The organism is Rhodopseudomonas faecalis (assembly GCF_003217325.1).
GTDB classification, from domain to species: Bacteria; Pseudomonadota; Alphaproteobacteria; order Rhizobiales; family Xanthobacteraceae; genus Rhodopseudomonas; species Rhodopseudomonas faecalis.
Map to the genome: position 1 here is coordinate 94,662 of NZ_QJTI01000005.1, position 15,835 is coordinate 110,496.

The 15,835-nt window shown below is 62.1% G+C and carries 25 protein-coding genes; 23 read left to right on the forward strand and 2 right to left on the reverse strand.

Translation table 11 applies throughout. The features are described from left to right. The first annotated feature begins 76 nt into the window (after positions 1-76). The 3 genes from BJ122_RS06155 to BJ122_RS06165 are packed head-to-tail and all read left to right on the forward strand — an operon-like array spanning position 77 to position 1,349. On the forward strand, positions 77-286 hold the full coding sequence (locus BJ122_RS06155) for a hypothetical protein (protein WP_110780241.1): 210 nt from the start codon (positions 77-79) through the stop codon (positions 284-286). Positions 287-288: 2 nt separating this feature from the next. Next, a complete protein-coding gene (locus BJ122_RS06160; protein ID WP_110780242.1) occupies positions 289-504 on the forward strand; it encodes a hypothetical protein in 216 nt (71 codons plus the stop codon). Then, positions 501-1,349: a hypothetical protein gene (locus BJ122_RS06165; RefSeq protein ID WP_110780243.1), complete on the forward strand. Its 849-nt coding sequence runs from the start codon at positions 501-503 to the stop codon at positions 1,347-1,349. Before BJ122_RS06160 ends, BJ122_RS06165 begins: the two co-directional genes overlap by 4 nt. Positions 1,350-1,400: 51 nt before the next feature. Here the strand turns inward: BJ122_RS06165 and BJ122_RS06170 are convergent, their stop codons facing one another. Beyond that, entirely contained in the window at positions 1,401-1,673 is a 273-nt protein-coding gene (locus BJ122_RS06170; RefSeq protein WP_110780244.1) for a ribbon-helix-helix domain-containing protein, read from the reverse strand. Between the two features lie 130 nt (positions 1,674-1,803). Here BJ122_RS06170 and BJ122_RS06175 point away from each other — a divergent pair, with 130 nt between their 5' ends. The 16 genes from BJ122_RS06175 (at position 1,804) to BJ122_RS19195 (ending at position 10,790) form a co-directional block, all read left to right on the forward strand. Further along, positions 1,804-2,085 (forward strand): hypothetical protein, encoded by a 282-nt coding sequence (locus BJ122_RS06175; RefSeq protein WP_110780245.1) that lies wholly within the window; start codon positions 1,804-1,806, stop codon positions 2,083-2,085. A gap of 118 nt (positions 2,086-2,203) precedes the next feature. Continuing rightward, positions 2,204-2,719: a hypothetical protein gene (locus tag BJ122_RS06180; RefSeq protein ID WP_146227159.1), complete on the forward strand. Its 516-nt coding sequence runs from the start codon at positions 2,204-2,206 to the stop codon at positions 2,717-2,719. Beyond that, positions 2,716-3,009: a hypothetical protein gene (locus BJ122_RS06185; protein WP_110780247.1), complete on the forward strand. Its 294-nt coding sequence runs from the start codon at positions 2,716-2,718 to the stop codon at positions 3,007-3,009. Before BJ122_RS06180 ends, BJ122_RS06185 begins: the two co-directional genes overlap by 4 nt. Next, entirely contained in the window at positions 3,006-3,224 is a 219-nt protein-coding gene (locus tag BJ122_RS06190) for a hypothetical protein (protein ID WP_110780248.1), read from the forward strand. The genes BJ122_RS06185 and BJ122_RS06190 overlap by 4 nt, the downstream gene beginning before the upstream one ends. Positions 3,225-3,287: 63 nt before the next feature. Further along, complete coding sequence (locus BJ122_RS06195; protein WP_146227160.1) at positions 3,288-4,247, forward strand: S1 family peptidase; 960 nt, start codon at positions 3,288-3,290, stop codon at positions 4,245-4,247. 282 nt (positions 4,248-4,529) lie between these two features. Beyond that, a complete protein-coding gene (locus BJ122_RS06200; RefSeq protein WP_110780250.1) occupies positions 4,530-4,715 on the forward strand; it encodes a hypothetical protein in 186 nt (61 codons plus the stop codon). Then, on the forward strand, positions 4,712-5,245 hold the full coding sequence (locus BJ122_RS06205; protein WP_110780251.1) for a hypothetical protein: 534 nt from the start codon (positions 4,712-4,714) through the stop codon (positions 5,243-5,245). The genes BJ122_RS06200 and BJ122_RS06205 overlap by 4 nt, the downstream gene beginning before the upstream one ends. Next, positions 5,242-5,517 (forward strand): MerR family transcriptional regulator, encoded by a 276-nt coding sequence (locus BJ122_RS06210; RefSeq protein ID WP_110780252.1) that lies wholly within the window; start codon positions 5,242-5,244, stop codon positions 5,515-5,517. The genes BJ122_RS06205 and BJ122_RS06210 overlap by 4 nt, the downstream gene beginning before the upstream one ends. Before the next feature lie 56 nt (positions 5,518-5,573). Beyond that, entirely contained in the window at positions 5,574-5,774 is a 201-nt protein-coding gene (locus BJ122_RS06215) for a hypothetical protein (RefSeq protein ID WP_146227161.1), read from the forward strand. 31 nt (positions 5,775-5,805) lie between these two features. After that, on the forward strand, positions 5,806-6,723 hold the full coding sequence (locus tag BJ122_RS06220; RefSeq protein WP_110780254.1) for a hypothetical protein: 918 nt from the start codon (positions 5,806-5,808) through the stop codon (positions 6,721-6,723). After that, positions 6,716-6,952, forward strand: coding sequence for a hypothetical protein (locus BJ122_RS06225; protein WP_110780255.1), 237 nt, complete (start codon positions 6,716-6,718; stop codon positions 6,950-6,952). Before BJ122_RS06220 ends, BJ122_RS06225 begins: the two co-directional genes overlap by 8 nt. Then, a complete protein-coding gene (locus BJ122_RS06230; protein WP_110780256.1) occupies positions 6,942-7,157 on the forward strand; it encodes a hypothetical protein in 216 nt (71 codons plus the stop codon). The genes BJ122_RS06225 and BJ122_RS06230 overlap by 11 nt, the downstream gene beginning before the upstream one ends. A gap of 39 nt (positions 7,158-7,196) precedes the next feature. Continuing rightward, positions 7,197-7,475 (forward strand): phage tail assembly protein, encoded by a 279-nt coding sequence (locus BJ122_RS06235; RefSeq protein WP_110780257.1) that lies wholly within the window; start codon positions 7,197-7,199, stop codon positions 7,473-7,475. 122 nt (positions 7,476-7,597) lie between these two features. Beyond that, positions 7,598-9,838, forward strand: a complete 2,241-nt coding sequence (locus BJ122_RS06240; protein WP_110780258.1) for a phage tail tape measure protein — start codon at positions 7,598-7,600, stop codon at positions 9,836-9,838. A gap of 286 nt (positions 9,839-10,124) precedes the next feature. Next, positions 10,125-10,493: a hypothetical protein gene (locus tag BJ122_RS06245; protein WP_210205435.1), complete on the forward strand. Its 369-nt coding sequence runs from the start codon at positions 10,125-10,127 to the stop codon at positions 10,491-10,493. A gap of 132 nt (positions 10,494-10,625) precedes the next feature. Then, positions 10,626-10,790, forward strand: coding sequence for a hypothetical protein (locus BJ122_RS19195; protein ID WP_181418884.1), 165 nt, complete (start codon positions 10,626-10,628; stop codon positions 10,788-10,790). 491 nt (positions 10,791-11,281) lie between these two features. Here BJ122_RS19195 and BJ122_RS19200 read toward each other — a convergent pair whose 3' ends face one another. Beyond that, positions 11,282-11,446 carry a hypothetical protein gene (locus BJ122_RS19200; protein WP_181418885.1) on the reverse strand — a complete coding sequence of 55 codons (165 nt, stop codon included), beginning with the start codon at positions 11,444-11,446 and terminating at the stop codon, positions 11,282-11,284. An 808-nt stretch (positions 11,447-12,254) separates the two neighbouring features. Here BJ122_RS19200 and BJ122_RS06250 point away from each other — a divergent pair. The 4 genes from BJ122_RS06250 to BJ122_RS06265 all read left to right on the forward strand — a co-directional run bounded on the left by BJ122_RS06250 (position 12,255) and on the right by BJ122_RS06265 (position 15,694). Continuing rightward, the gene (locus tag BJ122_RS06250) at positions 12,255-13,127 is read left to right on the forward strand and encodes a hypothetical protein (RefSeq protein ID WP_110780260.1); all 873 of its coding nucleotides are present in this window, start codon (positions 12,255-12,257) and stop codon (positions 13,125-13,127) included. A 6-nt stretch (positions 13,128-13,133) separates the two neighbouring features. Then, on the forward strand, positions 13,134-14,018 hold the full coding sequence (locus tag BJ122_RS06255) for a hypothetical protein (protein WP_110780261.1): 885 nt from the start codon (positions 13,134-13,136) through the stop codon (positions 14,016-14,018). Positions 14,019-14,219: 201 nt separating this feature from the next. Beyond that, on the forward strand, positions 14,220-14,945 hold the full coding sequence (locus tag BJ122_RS06260) for a LuxR family transcriptional regulator (protein WP_110780262.1): 726 nt from the start codon (positions 14,220-14,222) through the stop codon (positions 14,943-14,945). An 86-nt stretch (positions 14,946-15,031) separates the two neighbouring features. After that, the gene (locus tag BJ122_RS06265) at positions 15,032-15,694 is read left to right on the forward strand and encodes an acyl-homoserine-lactone synthase (protein WP_110780263.1); all 663 of its coding nucleotides are present in this window, start codon (positions 15,032-15,034) and stop codon (positions 15,692-15,694) included. Positions 15,695-15,835 lie beyond the last annotated feature (141 nt).

Genomic DNA, 15,835 nt, shown 5'->3' on the forward strand with positions numbered 1-15,835 from the left:
TGCCTGCAAGCGCAATTCTTTGCGTGTAGCAGCGGCTGCATGACGCGGACCGCGACGGCATCGGAGGTCAGAATTGATGAATACCACGAACACGGATCAGAACACGGCGCCGCGCAAGCTCAAGCGGCTCAAGGCGTGGCGTGAGGAACTCGGCATTTCTGCGGCCACGGCCTGGCGCTGGAATAAGTCTGGCCGGATCAAGATCGTCACGGTCGGCGGCGTGTCGTTCGTCGATGTCGCGTCCTTCGACGCGACGATCGAGGCGGCAATCGAGAAGGCCGCCTGATCATGAGCACCGCCACCAACACCACGCCGCGGCGCGACGTCGATCTGAGCGCAGCCGTCGCCGCTTATTCCGGCCGCACACTGTTGGGCTGGCTCAAGCACAAGTCAGAACGCTGCGAAGCTATCACGCCGGATGGTCGAAGCCTTGGGCTTTACAACAACGTTCGCGCGGCATGGGGCGCCCTCGCTGAGCTGCATCACCAAGGGGCGCCTGCATGACGGACGCCGCGGACAGTGATCGCGAGCGGTTGAAGGCGTTCACCGGCCAGAAGCTGGATTGGATGTCGGCGCTATGCGCCGACCCGCGTATCGGCCCGAGGGCGTTTCAGGTGGGGTTTTGCATCGCGCAGCACATCAACCGCGAAACTGGCTTGGCGATCCTCTGCGACGACACGATCCGCGACAAGACCGGGATTGCTAATAGGTGGATTGCCAGAGCCCGAAACGAGCTTCGGGATGCCGGTTGGATTGATTGGCGTCGCACCAGGACAGCCAACGTCTACACCACCAGTGACGGACCGATGAACATGGTCATAGATCGGCAGATGCTGCTCAAGGAAGAGCGGGACGAGAGACGGGAGAAGCGCAAGTCTCTCCGTCAAGAACTGCCACCCGTGGCATATCTAAAATCGGAAGAACTGCCACCCGTGGCAGAACAAGATTTGCCACCCGTGGCAGAACAAGATTTGCCACCCGTGGCAGACAAACACCTTAGTAATTACACCGTAGATATTACACCTTCAAAGCTGGGACTATCGATAGAGGAACAGACCATACCACCGCAGCCGGACAGCGAGCCGATCACGGCGAGCGCTGTTGCCGGGCCGGCCCCTGCGGACCTTCCGCCAGCCGAAGAACCGCTTCCCGCCGTTGCGCATCCGCAGTTGGCGGAGATGCGCCTGATAGACGAGCTAGGCGATGGAGACCCGGATCGCGGCGTTGAGGTGGCGGCGGCTATAGGCGGGAGGCGGTTTGAGTACCTACGCAGTGAATTGATGCGCGGCCACCTGTACCCCAGCGCAATCAGGGCGGCGTCGCGCTGCGTCCGCGGAGTTGCGGCATGACCACCACCAAGATCGGCCGGCGCCCTCAAGGCGCCGGGCCTGGTGTCGAGATCAGCGCTTCGACTTCAAGCCGAGCGCGGTCAATTGGCGAATGGCTTCCGGCCGTGTCGGCGGGTCGTCCTGCCGCTCGATCCAACGATCGATCTCGGCGAGCTGTTCGTCGGGCAGACGGACCAGAATTCCAGCCTTGCGGCCTCCGGTTGACGGACGGCCACGCCCCTTTTTTTGGATATCCCGAATTGACTTCACCATGAAAAAGGGATATCCCAAAAGTGAGCCGAGAGCAAGGTGCAGCGCGCTCCCGGCCTTAGCCAACCGCTGCAAGGCTGTTTCCGTGATGACCCGGTCTGATGGCGCGCTTGGCGCGCAACGGGTCGTCGCGCCCTGAACCACACCGCACGGCACTGGGGCAGCCGCGCGGCGATCACCAGCCCCACCACAGAAGGAAAACACCATGACCACCGATGACAACTTCAAGAAACGCCGATCGACCACGATCCTGATCGAGCTGACGCGCCGAATTTACGATCAGTGCATCGAACAGGGACGCGAGGATCTGGCGAACGGCGTATGGCTGCTTGAAAAGCTCGCGCTCGCGAACCCGGAAGCGGTGCGCAACAGCCGGGCCGAACTGCTCGACGTCCTGAAGCAAGACGACTGGATTATCGAGACCGCCGAATACATCACGACCATCAATAACGCCGTCGCCGAAGGGAAGCTCGTGCGCCTGCATTAACCGCCGACGGCGCCGGCACCGGGGCGCGCCGCGCGCTGATCTATCCCGCCCCAGCGGCCCGGCGTGGTGTTGCAACCACCACGCCCGGCCTGACCACATCAACGGAAGGACCGCAATTATGGCTATCGAACCGAATACCACACCCATCGCCGCACCGTCACCCGCTATGGCCGCGGGACTGGCCCATTCCAGCGACGACGCCGAACTCGTTCGTCTCGCCGGGGTGATGGATGTCTTGTGGGCGCGAAATCGGGCGGCGAACGCGCAATATCGCGAGGCCGCTGCCCGTTACGACGCGATTGCGCCGGCGAAGCCGGACGCGGTGTCTGGCCCGGCGTTCGACGACTGGAAGGCGGCCGATAACGCCGCTGGCGAGCTGAGCGGGTTGGACGCCGCCAATGCTGAGATCGAAGCCGTCATCGCGGCGGAATGCTCCGTCTTGGAGCAAATGCTTGCGCTCCGGCCGACGACCGTTGCGGGATATCAGGCCATAGCGACGGGGCTAGTGGTCGCGTGCTGGGGGAACGACATTTTTGACGGCACCGGGTCGTCGCTGGATCAGCGGACGATCGCGCACATCATGGCTAACCTCACCGGGCGCCCGAACCCGTTCGCGATCGAGGTGGCAGCATGAGCACGGTTCTGACAAGCACGGCGCGGTTCTGGTGGGTCAAGGTGAGGAGCGGCAGCCTCGATATACTGAAGGGCGTGGCCGACCTCAGTATGCGCCTGCTGACGCTGTCGTTGCGAGGCGAGATCGACTGCCAATTGGCGGCCGGCCTCCAAGAGAAGCTGCGCCACGCGGAGAGACTTCGCGCCAGCGGGGCCGATGAAACGCAACGTCCCATCGACTTGGCGCTGAGCCTCGTCGATGAGGTCAAGGTCGAGGTGGCGCGGCTCGAATCGGGGTGGGCGGAGACATGACGACAACAGCCGAGATCCGCTCGATTGCCGACGACATGCAGGATGACGCGTTGACGATCAAAGACCTGGCCCATGCGATCTGTTCTCTCGCGAGCCAGATCGATAACGACGACTGCGCCGCGATCGATCGGATCGCCTCGCTGATCCAAGACCGGGCCATTGAGATCGAAGGGAAACGCGAGAAGATTTGGCAGGGCCTCGCCGCTGCCGACTGACGCCACCGGCCGCCGGGGCGATCCGGCGGCCTTCATTTGCAGTACCCAGCAACCGAGGATGCGATGAGTGAAGGTGAACTCCACGAAAAGCTGATCGCCATGGCCGAAAGGCTGCGCCCGCAGCTAGCGGATGAAGCCAGCGCAATTTCGATCATCAAAGACCTAATTAACTCGCCCGGCGTCATCACTGTGGGCATCTATCCTGACGCGGATAGCCCAAGTGGCTACGGCGAGTTGTACATCAAAGGCGGCGAGATCATCAGCAACCAACTTTGGGCTGCAAGCGCTGCCGGCGCGAATAATATGGTATCTCTGAACCGATTTTCAGCCATACCCTGTTCGGACGAAAACTACGCCAAATGGCTTCAGATGACGTTCGGAGACGGGGCCACCTATCCCCTTGAGGTGCTGACGGACCCGCTGAAGAGATCTGCTGCATCCGTTCTAAAGGTCGGGGGCGGGCGCGGGTTCGTAGTCGAAGGCAAGCAAAACCGTCTTGTGATCACTGCTGCTCATTGTTTGCCGAGCCTGCCGCCGGCCATGCCCGCCGCCTACACAGAAGAAAAGACGTTCCCCCGTCTGCTCGGACCGCTGGGAGGCGGACCATCCGTCGCGGCGGAATGTCTCTTTGTCGACCCCGTGGCCGACATAGCGATACTCGGGCAAGCGGACTACGAGTTCGAAGAGGAGAACTGCGGCGCGTATCAGAACCTCGTCGAGGCCTGCGAACCTATCATGGTCGACGTGTGCCGGCATGAAGATCGCCTTTTCCTGCTATCGCTCGACAACGATTGGCATGAATGCATGGCGCGGCATTCTGGCGGCGGCGTGTGGTTCAGCGAGGCAGGCAACGGCATCTGCGCGGGGATGTCAGGGTCGCCAGCGATAAACACCGATGGAAAGGCTGTGGCGCTGGTGAGCGTGGCGGAGGGCATGAAGGGCACCAGGGGCGGTCCGAACCCAAACCTTGCGGCGCATCTTCCCGGATGGGCGCTCACCGAACTGATGAACGCCAAGGACTGATCGACGCGCCGCGCCTAATCGTATTCCTTGATGCAGCCGCGCCCCCGGCCCGTCCGGCGGGGTTTTTCTATGTGCAGTCCTTCACCAGTGTCCGCCGCTTTCCGTCCCGCTGCGGTTCAATGAAGCGCAATTCGCGCGGCCGACGCGACCCGACAACGTTCTTGATTTCTTGCCAGGAGAAACCGCCGCTGAGACACGATAACAAGTGCGTAGTTAGCGCATTGCGTTGAACAAATGCTTCAGTTCGCATATACTAACTAACCAAATCGGAGCGCATCGTTGATGGCAAAGTCGAAGAGATTTGAGGCCCGGATAACCTTCTGTATCCCTCACGAATTGGGCGAGAAGCTCTACGCGGCAGCAGATCGCAGCATGTCGTCGGTGAGCGACTTTTGCAGGCGCGCGATCGTCGAGAAATTGCAGCGCGATGGAGCCATTCCTCCGGTCACCGACGGGCGCGCCGAATGAAGAAGCACCTCGCTCCTGATCTATCCGCCCTGATCTCAACCGCTGCCGCAGCTCAACTGCTGATGGTCACGCCGACGTGGCTTCGCCGGCTGGAACGGGATGGCTGGTTCGCCAAGGCTGAGCGCGGCCAGTATCGCCTCACTGATTTGGTACAGGGTTTCATTCGATATCTTCGCGACGAAGATCGGCGCGCGACCAAGACTGCCAGCTTCGCCAAGGTGCAGGACAGCCGCGCCGAGGAAATCCAGCTCAGGATCGACGAGCGGCGCAAGGTGCAGATCGCGGCCGGCCAGGCCGCGGCGGTTCAGGTGATCGACGAGTTCTTTGGCATCCTCAAGGCCGATCTTCTCGCAATCCCGGCCCGTGTGACGCTCGACGTGGCGCTGCGCCGGAAGATTGAAGACGAGATGGGAGCTGCATTTGGTGCAGCCGCCAAGCGAGCTTGCGCCGCCGCGGACTGCGTCGAGAACGCTGGCGCGACCATCAATCATGCGGTCCACGGCGCGCCTCGACGGAAGGGACACAGATGATCGATGAAATCGTGGTGCAGGCCGCGATCGTCTTCCGTGAGACGCAAAAGCTGATCGCCATGATGCCAGGGCTGCCGATAGCTGCAGCACCTGACGATGAGCCGCACGACTTGATTGAGCTCGGTGTCGCGGCGCAGATCGCCCGCCGCTCGAAGAGTGTCGTCCGAAAATGGTGCGCCAAAAACCTTATGAGCGGCGGCGGCTTTGCCATGAAGATCGCCGACCGGTGGTACGTTTCGGCTTCTCGATTTAGAGCCTATATCCGGCGCTGAGCGAATTGCGCGCTTTGCGCGCTGCGCTTGCGCGCGCGACCTGCTGTAGTCGCGCCATGCAGAGCAAAGTTCCCGACCGCATTGATCTCAACGCGAAGGTCACCGCACCAGTGACCGAAGAAATCGCCGACGCGATCAAGGATGCAGCGCGACTGCAGCGCATCAGCCCGGAAGATTTCATCCGATCGGCGATTAGCGACCGGCTCGACCGGCTCGGCGCGCCGCATTTCCGACTTCCGATCTTGCGGCGGTTCTAATCCATCAACCCGGCAAACCCGAAGGCACCCTATGAAGGCAACGAAGGCAATCGCCGCCGCAGAGGCGGCACTTGAACAAGCCAAGGCTGATCTGTCCGCGGCACAAGCCCGCAAGGAAACCATCGCCGCCGCTGAATCCGACGCCGTCGCGGATGCCTCGGCCTACGCCAAATGGCGCGCCGACAACGAGGCGGCCGGCGTCGAGGTGACCCGCACCACAGCTCTCGTCGCGAAGCGCGAAGCCGAACTTCAAGCGGCCGAAGGAAAGGCTGCCGCCGACGAACAGGCGCGTCTCGAGGACGACTTCAACAAGTCTGCCGACAAGGTCGCGAAGCTGATCACCGACAATCTCAAGGCGATGGCGCGCCTGGCGCGCGAGACGGTCGAGGCGGTCGCCAGGTCCGAACAGCAGCGGGAAGCGGCGCAGCGAGGACGGGCCGAGGGGTTGCCGGCGCTGCAATCTGCTGAGGGGCGCGCGCGTAACGTGGCCGAGCAGCCGCGCAAGAATATCTCAGAAACGATCGTCACGCATTGGGTCTACGTCTCCAATGGCAACGTGATCACGTCCCCCGAGCAGTCGGCCGACGTTCGCCCGACTGGTGGTCGAGAAGGCCGTCTTGGCGACAGCATGGTCGAGCAGCGCGATTTTCGGTTGATCAAGTACCACCCTGCTACGAACACTCAATTTGCCAAAGATCTGGTGCGCGAGCTGCGCGTGCCAGGCGTCCGCGCCAACGATCCGCCGGGTTGGGACAATTGGCGCGACCTCACGAGCCCCCATTCCCTCCTGGCCGAGCTAGAAAAGCTCGTTGAGCTGGATAAGGCCGGACCGCAGCGGCAGGTTTGCGAAGAGTTAGTTCCGTTCCAGCCGAGCCTCGCGAAGCGCGCGTTCGGCAAATTGGCTGCGGCTTTCGGCTCATCCGAAGATGCGGAGAGCGAAGATGTTTAGCGTCGAAATGATCGCCGCCGTGAATTCTGCCTATAGGGTCGTGGGACCGACTTCGCTGCTGCTGGCGAGGCAGCGGCGCGACATGGCCGCGATCGTCGGTGGGGAGATTGCAGAAGCCGGTAAACACGCCATCGAACGGGCGACGGCTCACGTCCGCCAAGCGCTCGCCACTGCTGATGCGGTGGTTGCCCGCGCCCAGTACCAAGAGGAACAGCCCGATGCAAAGTGACAACACACTGATCCGCGCCGTCGACGCCGTGAACGCCAGCCGCGCCGGCCGAGTCTATCGGCCGCCGGCGAGTGCCGACAGCAAGATGGCCCCGCTCGCTGCGGCGGTCGCGACCGTCAATGCACGTCGGACTAGGATCCTCGGCCGATCGGCTGTCGCCGATGCCGTCGCCACACTCAACAAGCAGCGCCAGGCGGCTGCGTAAGCAGCCAGCTGCTCAATCCACCAACCAGAGGAACTTGAAATGAGCGACACCGTCACCGTGGCCCTGTCGAAGCCGATCACCCACGAGGGCAAGACTGTTTCCGAGCTGGTATTCAATGAGGCCACTGTCGGCGATGCCTGCCTTGCTGATAGCGTCAAGGGCGAGACCAGCAAAATTCTCGCTATTCTTTCTGGGATGAGCGGCCAGCCGATGCCGTTGCTGATGAAGCTGTCGTTTCCTGATTTCAACAAAGTGGTTGACGCGACGGTGCCTCTCATGGGGGAGCTGCAACAGCAGTCGGATGGGTCGATGCCGTAGCGCTGATTGCCTCCGAGTTATCGACGCCAATTTCGGAAGTCGAGCGCATGAGCCCGACGAAGGCGTTGCAGTATCACGCCGCGGCAATCCGATTGATCAAGGCAAGGGACGGGACAAAGTAGATGGGTGTTCTCACTTCAAAACTGATCCTTGAACTGATCGATCGGCTGACCGGGCCGGCGAAGAAAGCCAACGCGGCGTTGACGTCATTGAAGGCCGCGCAGGCGCGCAACAGCGCCATGCTCGCCGCAACCTCGCAAAAGCTGGTTGTGGCGGGCGCTGCAGCCTACGGCCTCGCCCGAGGCATTGGGGCTCCCATCAAGGCGGCGATGGAATTTGAGAGCGCGATGGCCGACGTCAAGAAAGTCGTAGACTTCGAGACGCCGGAAGGGCTCAAGAACATGAGCCGCACCATCATCGAGATGTCCAAGCGCATCCCGATCGCGGCAACTGGCCTGGCAAAGATCAGCGCCGCGGCCGGTTCGTCCGGTATGAAGGAAGGCGAAATCCCCGCCTTTACCGAGATGGTCGCCAAGCTGGCGACGGCCTTTGACATGACTGCCGGCGACGCCGGCGAGGCGATGGCGAAGATCAAGACCGGGCTCGGCTACACGGTCGAACAGACCGGCGCGCTCGCCGATGCGTTCAACCACCTGTCCAACAACGTGGCGGCGAAGGCGCCGCAGATCATCGATTACATGAAGCGCGTTGGCGTTTCTGGAAAGCAGTACGGTTTCTCGGCTGAACAGACTGCAGCCCTCGGCGCGGCGATGATCGCGGCTGGTGCTGAATCCGAGGTCGCGGCGACGTCGTTCCGCAACATCGGCAAGGCGCTTAGCAAGGCGGACAACGTCAGCAAGGACACCGCCGCTGCATTCAAGAAGCTTGGCCTTAGCTCGATGGGCGTAACCAAGGCGATGCAGAAGGACGCGGTCGGAACCTTCAAGGACGTCCTCAAGCGTGTGGCGAAGCTGCCCAAGCACCTGCAAAAGAGCGTCCTGACGCAGATCTTTGGCGAGGAGGCGCGCGGGATGGACCCGCTCGTTGATAACGTCAAGCTCCTCGACGAATCGCTCGGCATGGTCGCCAACAAGACGAACTACCTCGGCTCGGCGACAAAGGAGTTCAAGGCAAGAACGGAGACCACAGCGAATGCTGTCCAGCTATTTAAGAACAGGCTGGAAGCGCTATCGATCGCGATCGGCGTGGCACTGCTCCCAGGTGTGAGAGACGCAACGACGGCGATGAACCCACTGATTGAGCGGCTGACAAAGTGGGCTGAAAACAACCCCGCCATTGTTCGAGCTGTGACACTCACGACGGCCGGATTGCTCGGCCTGCGCATTGCTGCACTTGGCTTGAAGTGGGCATTTGGTTGGCTCTGGGGCGGCGCCCTTTGGGTCGCGCGTGGCGCTCTGGTCGCGCTGGGTGCGGCATCCGCGCCTCTTACAATCATCCTCGGCACGCTCGGCGCCGCTGCGATTTACGCTTATCGCAATTGGGATGAGATCCTGCAGCTCTGGCAGCGCATGAAGGAGCCTTGGCTAAATCTGGGCACGACGATTTCGGCAACGTGGGAGAAGATCGCCGCGCCGATGCGGACCAAGTTCGCCGAGATCGTCACCGCAGTGCAGGAGTTGCCGGAGAAGGTGAAGGCTGCGGCCTCTGGGATGTACGACGCCGGCGTGGCGCTGATCACTCAGCTCTGGGAGGGTATGAAAGCCAAGGTGCAGGCGCTGCTCGGCTGGGTTTCAGGCATTGGGTCGCGGATCAAGAGCGCGATTGGTCTTGGCGGTGCGGCGCCTTCCAGTAGTCCGGCTGTTGCCGGCTCAAGGGCTACGGGCGGCCCTGTCCAGCGTGGCAAGTCTTACCTGGTTGGCGAGCGCGGACCGGAGCTGTTCACGCCGGATGCGCCCGGCCAGATTTCAACCGCTGCCGATACGGTCCGCATGATTAAGGACCGCGCCTTGTCTGTGGCGGCACTGCACAAGGTCGCTTCTCCGGTCATGCCGCAGATCGCAGCGCCAGTGATCCAGGCTCCGGTCATGCCGCAGATCGCAGCGCCAGTGATCCAGGCTCCGGTCATGCCGCAGATCGCAGCGCCAGTGATCCAGGCTCCGGTCATGCCGCAGATCGCAGCGCCAGCGTCGGTCGATACGTTGCAGGCCATCCGCGAGATCAAGGCACAGCAATCACAGCGTCAGGCCAGCGGCGGAACGGTGAACAACAACACATTCACGTTTCACGTCCAGGCCGCTCCGGGCCAATCTCCTGAAGCAATCGCCGCGGCCGTTGAGCGCCGTCTCAGTGACAAGCTCAATCAGTTGTCCCGCGGCGCCTACAGTGACGGGGCGTATGCATGAGCGGGACAGGAAAACCCGTCGATGGTCGGGAAAAATGGCGCCGCCGGAATGCACGGTCGTCCGTGAGCTTCACACGACGCTATCCGACGTGGGCCGAGGCAACCCGCCAGCCAACGCAGGGCGGAGGTGTTGTCGTCAAGGCTGACGAAGGGAACCGCACCAAGTCTGCGGTCACCTACCAGGAAGCTCTGTCGCACCCATCGGCGCGCGAAATCATGACGCGGGCGTCCAAGTTGTCCGGTGAGACTTAACCCGACGGATCGGCAGGAAAGCAGGAATGACGGCAATGACGAACGAGAATGAAGACGACGGCCAGGCTCAAACGCTGTCAGTGCAGGAACAGCTTATTGCGGCCCGGGCCGAAGGCGCGCGGGAGGTGATGGGCCGGCTGACAGCCGCGATCGGCGCCGACGAAGTTAAGCGTCATCCGCTACGCCTTGCCGCCGCGGTCGACTTGCTGACCCGGGCGCCGGATATGCCAGGCGAGGCCATTGCGGCGTTCGTGGTCAACAACATCGCGGCCGCAAATCCGCAGGAGACCGCATCGGATGGTTACGCGGCCCGGCGCGCGGCAATGCATGTTGCCTGGACGCGACCAGAGGCGGCAAAACCGGACCGGGTCTTGCCAACATCGGACGAAGCTACTGGGGATTGACGCGCTGGCGTGGCTGCGCCGCCTTCAGCAGCACCGTCCATCGCATCACGGCCAGCCGGCGGTGCCGCATAACACCGGCCAGCGGGAAGGCGCCGGGAGCCTTCCCGCATCACCGGCCTGCAGAGGGATGCTGTGACCAATACGAACTACCCCATCGGAATTGTGCTGACTGAGGAAGACATGCGCGCGCTTGAGCGCGCAGCGGGCGCGGCCGGGCTTTCACCAGTTATGTTCATCGAAACCGTCCTTGCCCGCGCTCTCGTCGAGACCGGGCACCTTGAACCCGCGGCGTCCTGACATTGAGGCGCCCATCAGCCTCAGCAGCCGATCAGCCTGCCAGAAATGCGGCGACGGTTTGCACGCCATCCGGTCCAGCAAACCTCAATATCGGAATACCGAAATATGCTCGAATTTCGGGGCGGCGCCCCGCAGGCCCCGAGCGCAAAGGAATACGGTCCCTGCGCCGTAGGTAGGCGTCTCAGCGGGCTTCACCCATGCGTTAAACCCGGTCTGACGCGGAAAGGCGTTGGCCTCGTGAACAGCGCTGTACGGCTTCGCCTGCGCGTCCTACAGCCATTCACGCTCGCCGCACGAGGCATTCCGCCCCGGCAGACAAAAGGGACCGTGCTGCAGCGAAAGCGCGAGACGGGCGCGCTCGACTGCCGCTTTTTCCTAGTAGGTCGATTGAAAACCGGTACACGGACCCGTGCAGATGCACACGTGGCCGCTGCACAGGTCGTCTAACCGCATGGCCCTACAGGCAATTCGGCCGACAACCGGCTCACGGGTCACGTGTGCACGCACGGATCGCTGCACGCGTCGCTGCACAGGTGCACGCGTCCGCTCATCACCAGCGCCGCGGCCAGCACACTCCACGACAGAGAGCAGCACGGATAGCCGGTGCCATCCCTGATGACCTGGCGCGGCAGCGCCGGCCAGCCCGACGCCGTCATGAGGCGGAACCAACAGCACAGGCCATAGGGCTCGCAGGGAAGCCCACACAGAACGCCAGCCAGCAAAGGCGCGGGGGGTCCTGAAAGATCGGACGGTCGCGTCTCCGGGCCCCGCAGCGGCGTCTGAGGCATGCCTTACCCCTACGGGGGTATAGGGACCGTACAAACCGCTGACCTACATGCGCAAGCGCGCGAGTGCGGGATTTGCGCGTTTTTGGGGTTTGCGTTTTCTCACTTTACTGTCGGGTCCCACCCCTCCTATCCTTTGAAAATGCCCGCGAATTCGCGATTTAAGACCCGCTTTGGCGTCATCGAGGTTGCAGCCAATGTCGACCTTGAACGACGTCTGCGCGCTGCCCTTCGGCGTCATGGCCCGCTGACCGCAGTCGAGGCCGCGGACCTGGCGTATTGGAACCGGCCACCCGGATCGAGGATGAGCCTGCAGTGGGTGGCCAATGCCAGCGCACGGTCGGCGACCCGGCGCGCACTGGCCCGGCTGCGTCGCAATGGTGAGGTTGAGGCCGTCAGGCGATCGGGGCGCGCGTTCGTATACGACCTCGCCGGATTCCGATCGGGCCGCGGCTGACATCGGGCCAACGTCCGCCAGGTTGCCGGCTATTCATGCGTCGCCCCCGACAGCATCGCCAAGCAACACAGCAATCTCAGATACGTTTACCTGCAGTTGTTTGCGCAGCCTGATATGGCAATAATCGAAGTAAATCCGCGATCTATTTGGAAGACGTAGGCGCTGATCTATGCTTTACGTTGTTCCTGCACTCGATTTGCTGACCGACGACGGGGGATTGCTATGCCGCAAGCCGTGCTCGCCGATACCGACAAGGCGCCCCAGCGGGGCGCGCTGGTGCGATTTCCGAAACGCAAGGGGAGACGGCCGAAGGCCAGCACCGACGAACTCCAATCGATCCTGGCGGCGCTCGATATCCGCCTGATCGGGTGCACGGAGACGCGGCGCGACCACGAGACGACGGCCGGCGAGGTGTTGCGCAAGATGATCGCGGCGCACGGCGCCGAGCATGTCACCCTTATCCTCCGGACGATCCGGGAGAGCCGCGGCAACGAACGAGCGCTGACAGATCCGATCATCAACGCGGTGTCTGCCGTTGCCTTGGCGTTCCCGGCATGGCCGGCAACCGGACTGCGCTGGATCGAGGCATTCGATCAGGTGCCGTTGGTCGAGCTCTACGCCAAGGTCCGGCCGCTGAAATACGCTGTGAAGGGTTCGGCCTGGTGCTTCCTCGCCGGGATGATTGCCGAGCGTCTCTACCCCGTGTTCGCCGAGCAGAAGATCGCGCCGCCGAAGCGGGTGAACCTGCCCAAGCGGCCAGTCGCCGGCGCCCGCCGCATCGTCGAGAAGGGCTTGGAATTGCTGCCGCACAAAGGGCCGCACAACACCAGCCCGGTTCCTCGCGACGTGTGCGAGCGCGTCGGGGTCGAGAAGTATCAGGCGGGCTTCCACATCCGCGCCGCCCGCATGTACGGCGATCGGCTCGAACTGATCGAGCGGCTGAAACCCGAGGCGCTGCGGGTGCTCATAAGCCCGACATTCCCGGCGGAGATCCGCGCCCAGGTCGAGCGGCGGCTTGCCGACGGCGAGAAGTTCAGCGGCCGGCAATTGAAGCGCATGGCGGGCATCACCACCCGCCGCCGTCAACGGAAGTGATCCTCCATGGCTCAATCGGCATTGCGCGACGACCCGGTGGTGTCGTTTCCGCGGCGGAAGGCCAAGGCCGCGCCAGACGAGCTCGCCGCGCTGCTCACCTCGCTCGATATCAAGATCATCGGCCCGAACGATTATCGGCACCAGAACTGCACGACGGCCGTTGAGACGTTGCGGAGCCTGCTCGCCAAGCACGGGGCGGAGCACCTGACGATCGTCCTGCGTGCCATTGTCGAGAGCGCGGGCAACGCCCGCGCGCTGATCGATCCCGTCATTCGCGCCATGAGCGCGGTGGTCCTGGCGCACCCCGAGTATGTCGCCAAGGGGCTGGAGTTCGTCGAAGCCTTCGACGACTTTCCGCTGCTCGACTGCTACCGCGGCACAGCGGCGCTGAGGAAGACCGCGCCGGCGCCGGCATGGGCTGCGCTCGCCGGAATGATTGTGCTGGTGCTGCGCGACGGGTTCGACCGTGACCGCAAGCGGCACCGCACGCGCGCCGAGATCGCTGCCGATCGAGAGGAGCGCGAGGAAGCCGAGCGGGCCCGCGTTGCCGCTGCGAAGGTCAGCCGAAACCGCCGGAAGATCGAAACCGGGCTGCAGCTGATCGAGCTGAAACGGAAGGCCGGCCGCGGCCAATTCCTGCGCCTAGCGCAGCAGCGGTTCGGGCTGGCCTATCCCGGCGAGGTCGCGGCGCTGGTGCGCGTGGCCGCGCTCTACGGAGAGCGGGAGCCGATATGGTCGCGGGTGTCCTGGCAGGTGCTTGGGGTGCTGGCTGCGCCGGCCATGCCGTCAGATCTGCGGACAGAGTACGAAGCCCGCATCGAGGCCGGAGAGCACATCACCGCCAAGGAGGTCGCCCCGCCGCCGATCGGACGGCCCCGCAGTCGCCCATAAATCAGGGTTGCGCGCGTTTCCAGCGAATTGCTGCCTGGCCGCTTGGAGCGCGAAAAACGCGTCAACTTGCCTGAGATTGGCATGAAACAAGGCGCCATCTGCGTTGATAGGTCGCGCGTAGTCGAGTTTCTTTCCAGAGCAGGAACACGATGCTACGCTTTAGCATGTGTTTTATTTCCAGCTTCTCTAGTGCAGGGTGTCATGATCATTGGAGACTATGGGAAGGATGCATTGGACTTTATTGAAGAATTGGAGGCTTATTCGACGGTTTCGTCTGCCTTCGACGCAATAAAATCCGGGTTCTATGCTTTTGGGTTTGAGACAATAATCATTACAGGGATCCCGAGCTACCATCAGAAATTTGCTCAGATGGTGATGGCTAAGCGTTGGCCGGACGAATGGTTCGCCATTTATACGCAGAAGAACTATGATCAGTTTGATCCAGTCGTGAAGCATCTGCGACGAACGATCAATCCATTCGAATGGTCAGAAGCTAAGTACGATCGGGCATACGATCCGCGTGCGGCAGAGGTTATGGATCGCGCCGCTGAATTCAGGATGGTTCGAGGATTTGCCGTTCCGATTCATGGGCTCGCAGGCTATGAGGCGGCGATCTCGTTAGGTGGATCGGACATCGATCTGAACTCGCGCAGCAAGCCCGTGCTGCATCTGATGGCCATGTATGCCTTTGATCGAATTCGAATCCTTTCAACTCCGGAGCCAGTTGTCCCACGGTTGACCAACAGGGAACGCGAGGCGCTTAGTTGGGCGGCGCTCGGAAAATCAGCTTGGGAGATTGGTGAGATACTCAGAATCACGCAGCGGACGGCAGAAGAGCACATCGCAACTGCATGCCGGAAGCTCGGAGCCGCCAACAAGACGCATGCCGTGGCTCTCGCGATCCGCCAGAATCTGATCTCTCTATAGCCGACAACGACACTGGGACTTTTCCCAATATCGAGTTTTCGATTGTTGCCGGCAAGATCGCCTCACGTACTAAAGGGGAGGCGGGAATGATCCACGTGATTACGGCTACCAATCGTCACCTATATCACGAGGCGATCGAGCAACACTTCAAGATCAGGCACAATGTCTTTGTCGACGAACGTGGATGGAAGACGCTTGAGCGCTCGGACGGTCGCGAGATTGACCAATACGACAATGACGACACGGTCTATTTGCTCGCCATGGAAGGGGACAGAGTGGTGGGAGGGCATCGCCTATATCCGACCACCAAGCCGACTATGATCAGCGAGGTGTTTCCTCACCTCGCTGCCGTGAGTAGCTGTCCTTCGGCGCCGGACATCTGGGAGTGGTCACGGTATTTCATAGTCCCGGAGCGGCGGGACGGAGATTTGAATCTGCGGCTCATGGCTGCCGTTCAGGAGTTTTGTCTCGACGAAGGCATCTCCCAGGTTTCCGCAGTATTCGAGATGTGGTGGTTACCTCGCTTTCAGCAGGCCGGATTCGTTATTAAGCCGCTCGGCATTCCTGCTCTTGTCGAGAATGCTTGGACGATCGCGGCGCTGATCGATGTCAGTGACAGCACGTTTAGAGCAGTGAGCCAAAAAGTCGGCCAGCGTAGCGTGTTGAAGCGATGCGGTCCTCAGCGGAGGCACGTTGATCACTCAAAGAGGCTACAACAAGAGCATCTCGAGCGTTCACTTCTGTCCTGATAGGACGCTCTGCGCGAACTCAATCACTTGCTGCCGTCCGGCTGGTGACGAGATTCGAGAAAAGAGCCGGACGAGAACCAAGCTCTCATACGGTGGGGCGAAATCTCCCTCCGCGGAGGTCGGCCGGTTGGGCCTCTGAAA

Coding starts and splice junctions, on each gene's coding strand:
- BJ122_RS06155 (WP_110780241.1), top strand. CDS start 77: ATGAATACCACGAACACGGATCAGAACACGGCGCCGCGCAAGCTCAAG.
- BJ122_RS06160 (WP_110780242.1), top strand. CDS start 289: ATGAGCACCGCCACCAACACCACGCCGCGGCGCGACGTCGATCTGAGC.
- BJ122_RS06165 (WP_110780243.1), top strand. CDS start 501: ATGACGGACGCCGCGGACAGTGATCGCGAGCGGTTGAAGGCGTTCACC.
- BJ122_RS06175 (WP_110780245.1), top strand. CDS start 1,804: ATGACCACCGATGACAACTTCAAGAAACGCCGATCGACCACGATCCTG.
- BJ122_RS06180 (WP_146227159.1), top strand. CDS start 2,204: ATGGCTATCGAACCGAATACCACACCCATCGCCGCACCGTCACCCGCT.
- BJ122_RS06185 (WP_110780247.1), top strand. CDS start 2,716: ATGAGCACGGTTCTGACAAGCACGGCGCGGTTCTGGTGGGTCAAGGTG.
- BJ122_RS06190 (WP_110780248.1), top strand. CDS start 3,006: ATGACGACAACAGCCGAGATCCGCTCGATTGCCGACGACATGCAGGAT.
- BJ122_RS06195 (WP_146227160.1), top strand. CDS start 3,288: ATGAGTGAAGGTGAACTCCACGAAAAGCTGATCGCCATGGCCGAAAGG.
- BJ122_RS06200 (WP_110780250.1), top strand. CDS start 4,530: ATGGCAAAGTCGAAGAGATTTGAGGCCCGGATAACCTTCTGTATCCCT.
- BJ122_RS06205 (WP_110780251.1), top strand. CDS start 4,712: ATGAAGAAGCACCTCGCTCCTGATCTATCCGCCCTGATCTCAACCGCT.
- BJ122_RS06210 (WP_110780252.1), top strand. CDS start 5,242: ATGATCGATGAAATCGTGGTGCAGGCCGCGATCGTCTTCCGTGAGACG.
- BJ122_RS06215 (WP_146227161.1), top strand. CDS start 5,574: ATGCAGAGCAAAGTTCCCGACCGCATTGATCTCAACGCGAAGGTCACC.
- BJ122_RS06220 (WP_110780254.1), top strand. CDS start 5,806: ATGAAGGCAACGAAGGCAATCGCCGCCGCAGAGGCGGCACTTGAACAA.
- BJ122_RS06225 (WP_110780255.1), top strand. CDS start 6,716: ATGTTTAGCGTCGAAATGATCGCCGCCGTGAATTCTGCCTATAGGGTC.
- BJ122_RS06230 (WP_110780256.1), top strand. CDS start 6,942: ATGCAAAGTGACAACACACTGATCCGCGCCGTCGACGCCGTGAACGCC.
- BJ122_RS06235 (WP_110780257.1), top strand. CDS start 7,197: ATGAGCGACACCGTCACCGTGGCCCTGTCGAAGCCGATCACCCACGAG.
- BJ122_RS06240 (WP_110780258.1), top strand. CDS start 7,598: ATGGGTGTTCTCACTTCAAAACTGATCCTTGAACTGATCGATCGGCTG.
- BJ122_RS06245 (WP_210205435.1), top strand. CDS start 10,125: ATGACGAACGAGAATGAAGACGACGGCCAGGCTCAAACGCTGTCAGTG.
- BJ122_RS19200 (WP_181418885.1), bottom strand. CDS start 11,446: ATGACGGCGTCGGGCTGGCCGGCGCTGCCGCGCCAGGTCATCAGGGAT.
- BJ122_RS06250 (WP_110780260.1), top strand. CDS start 12,255: ATGCCGCAAGCCGTGCTCGCCGATACCGACAAGGCGCCCCAGCGGGGC.
- BJ122_RS06255 (WP_110780261.1), top strand. CDS start 13,134: ATGGCTCAATCGGCATTGCGCGACGACCCGGTGGTGTCGTTTCCGCGG.
- BJ122_RS06260 (WP_110780262.1), top strand. CDS start 14,220: ATGATCATTGGAGACTATGGGAAGGATGCATTGGACTTTATTGAAGAA.
- BJ122_RS06265 (WP_110780263.1), top strand. CDS start 15,032: ATGATCCACGTGATTACGGCTACCAATCGTCACCTATATCACGAGGCG.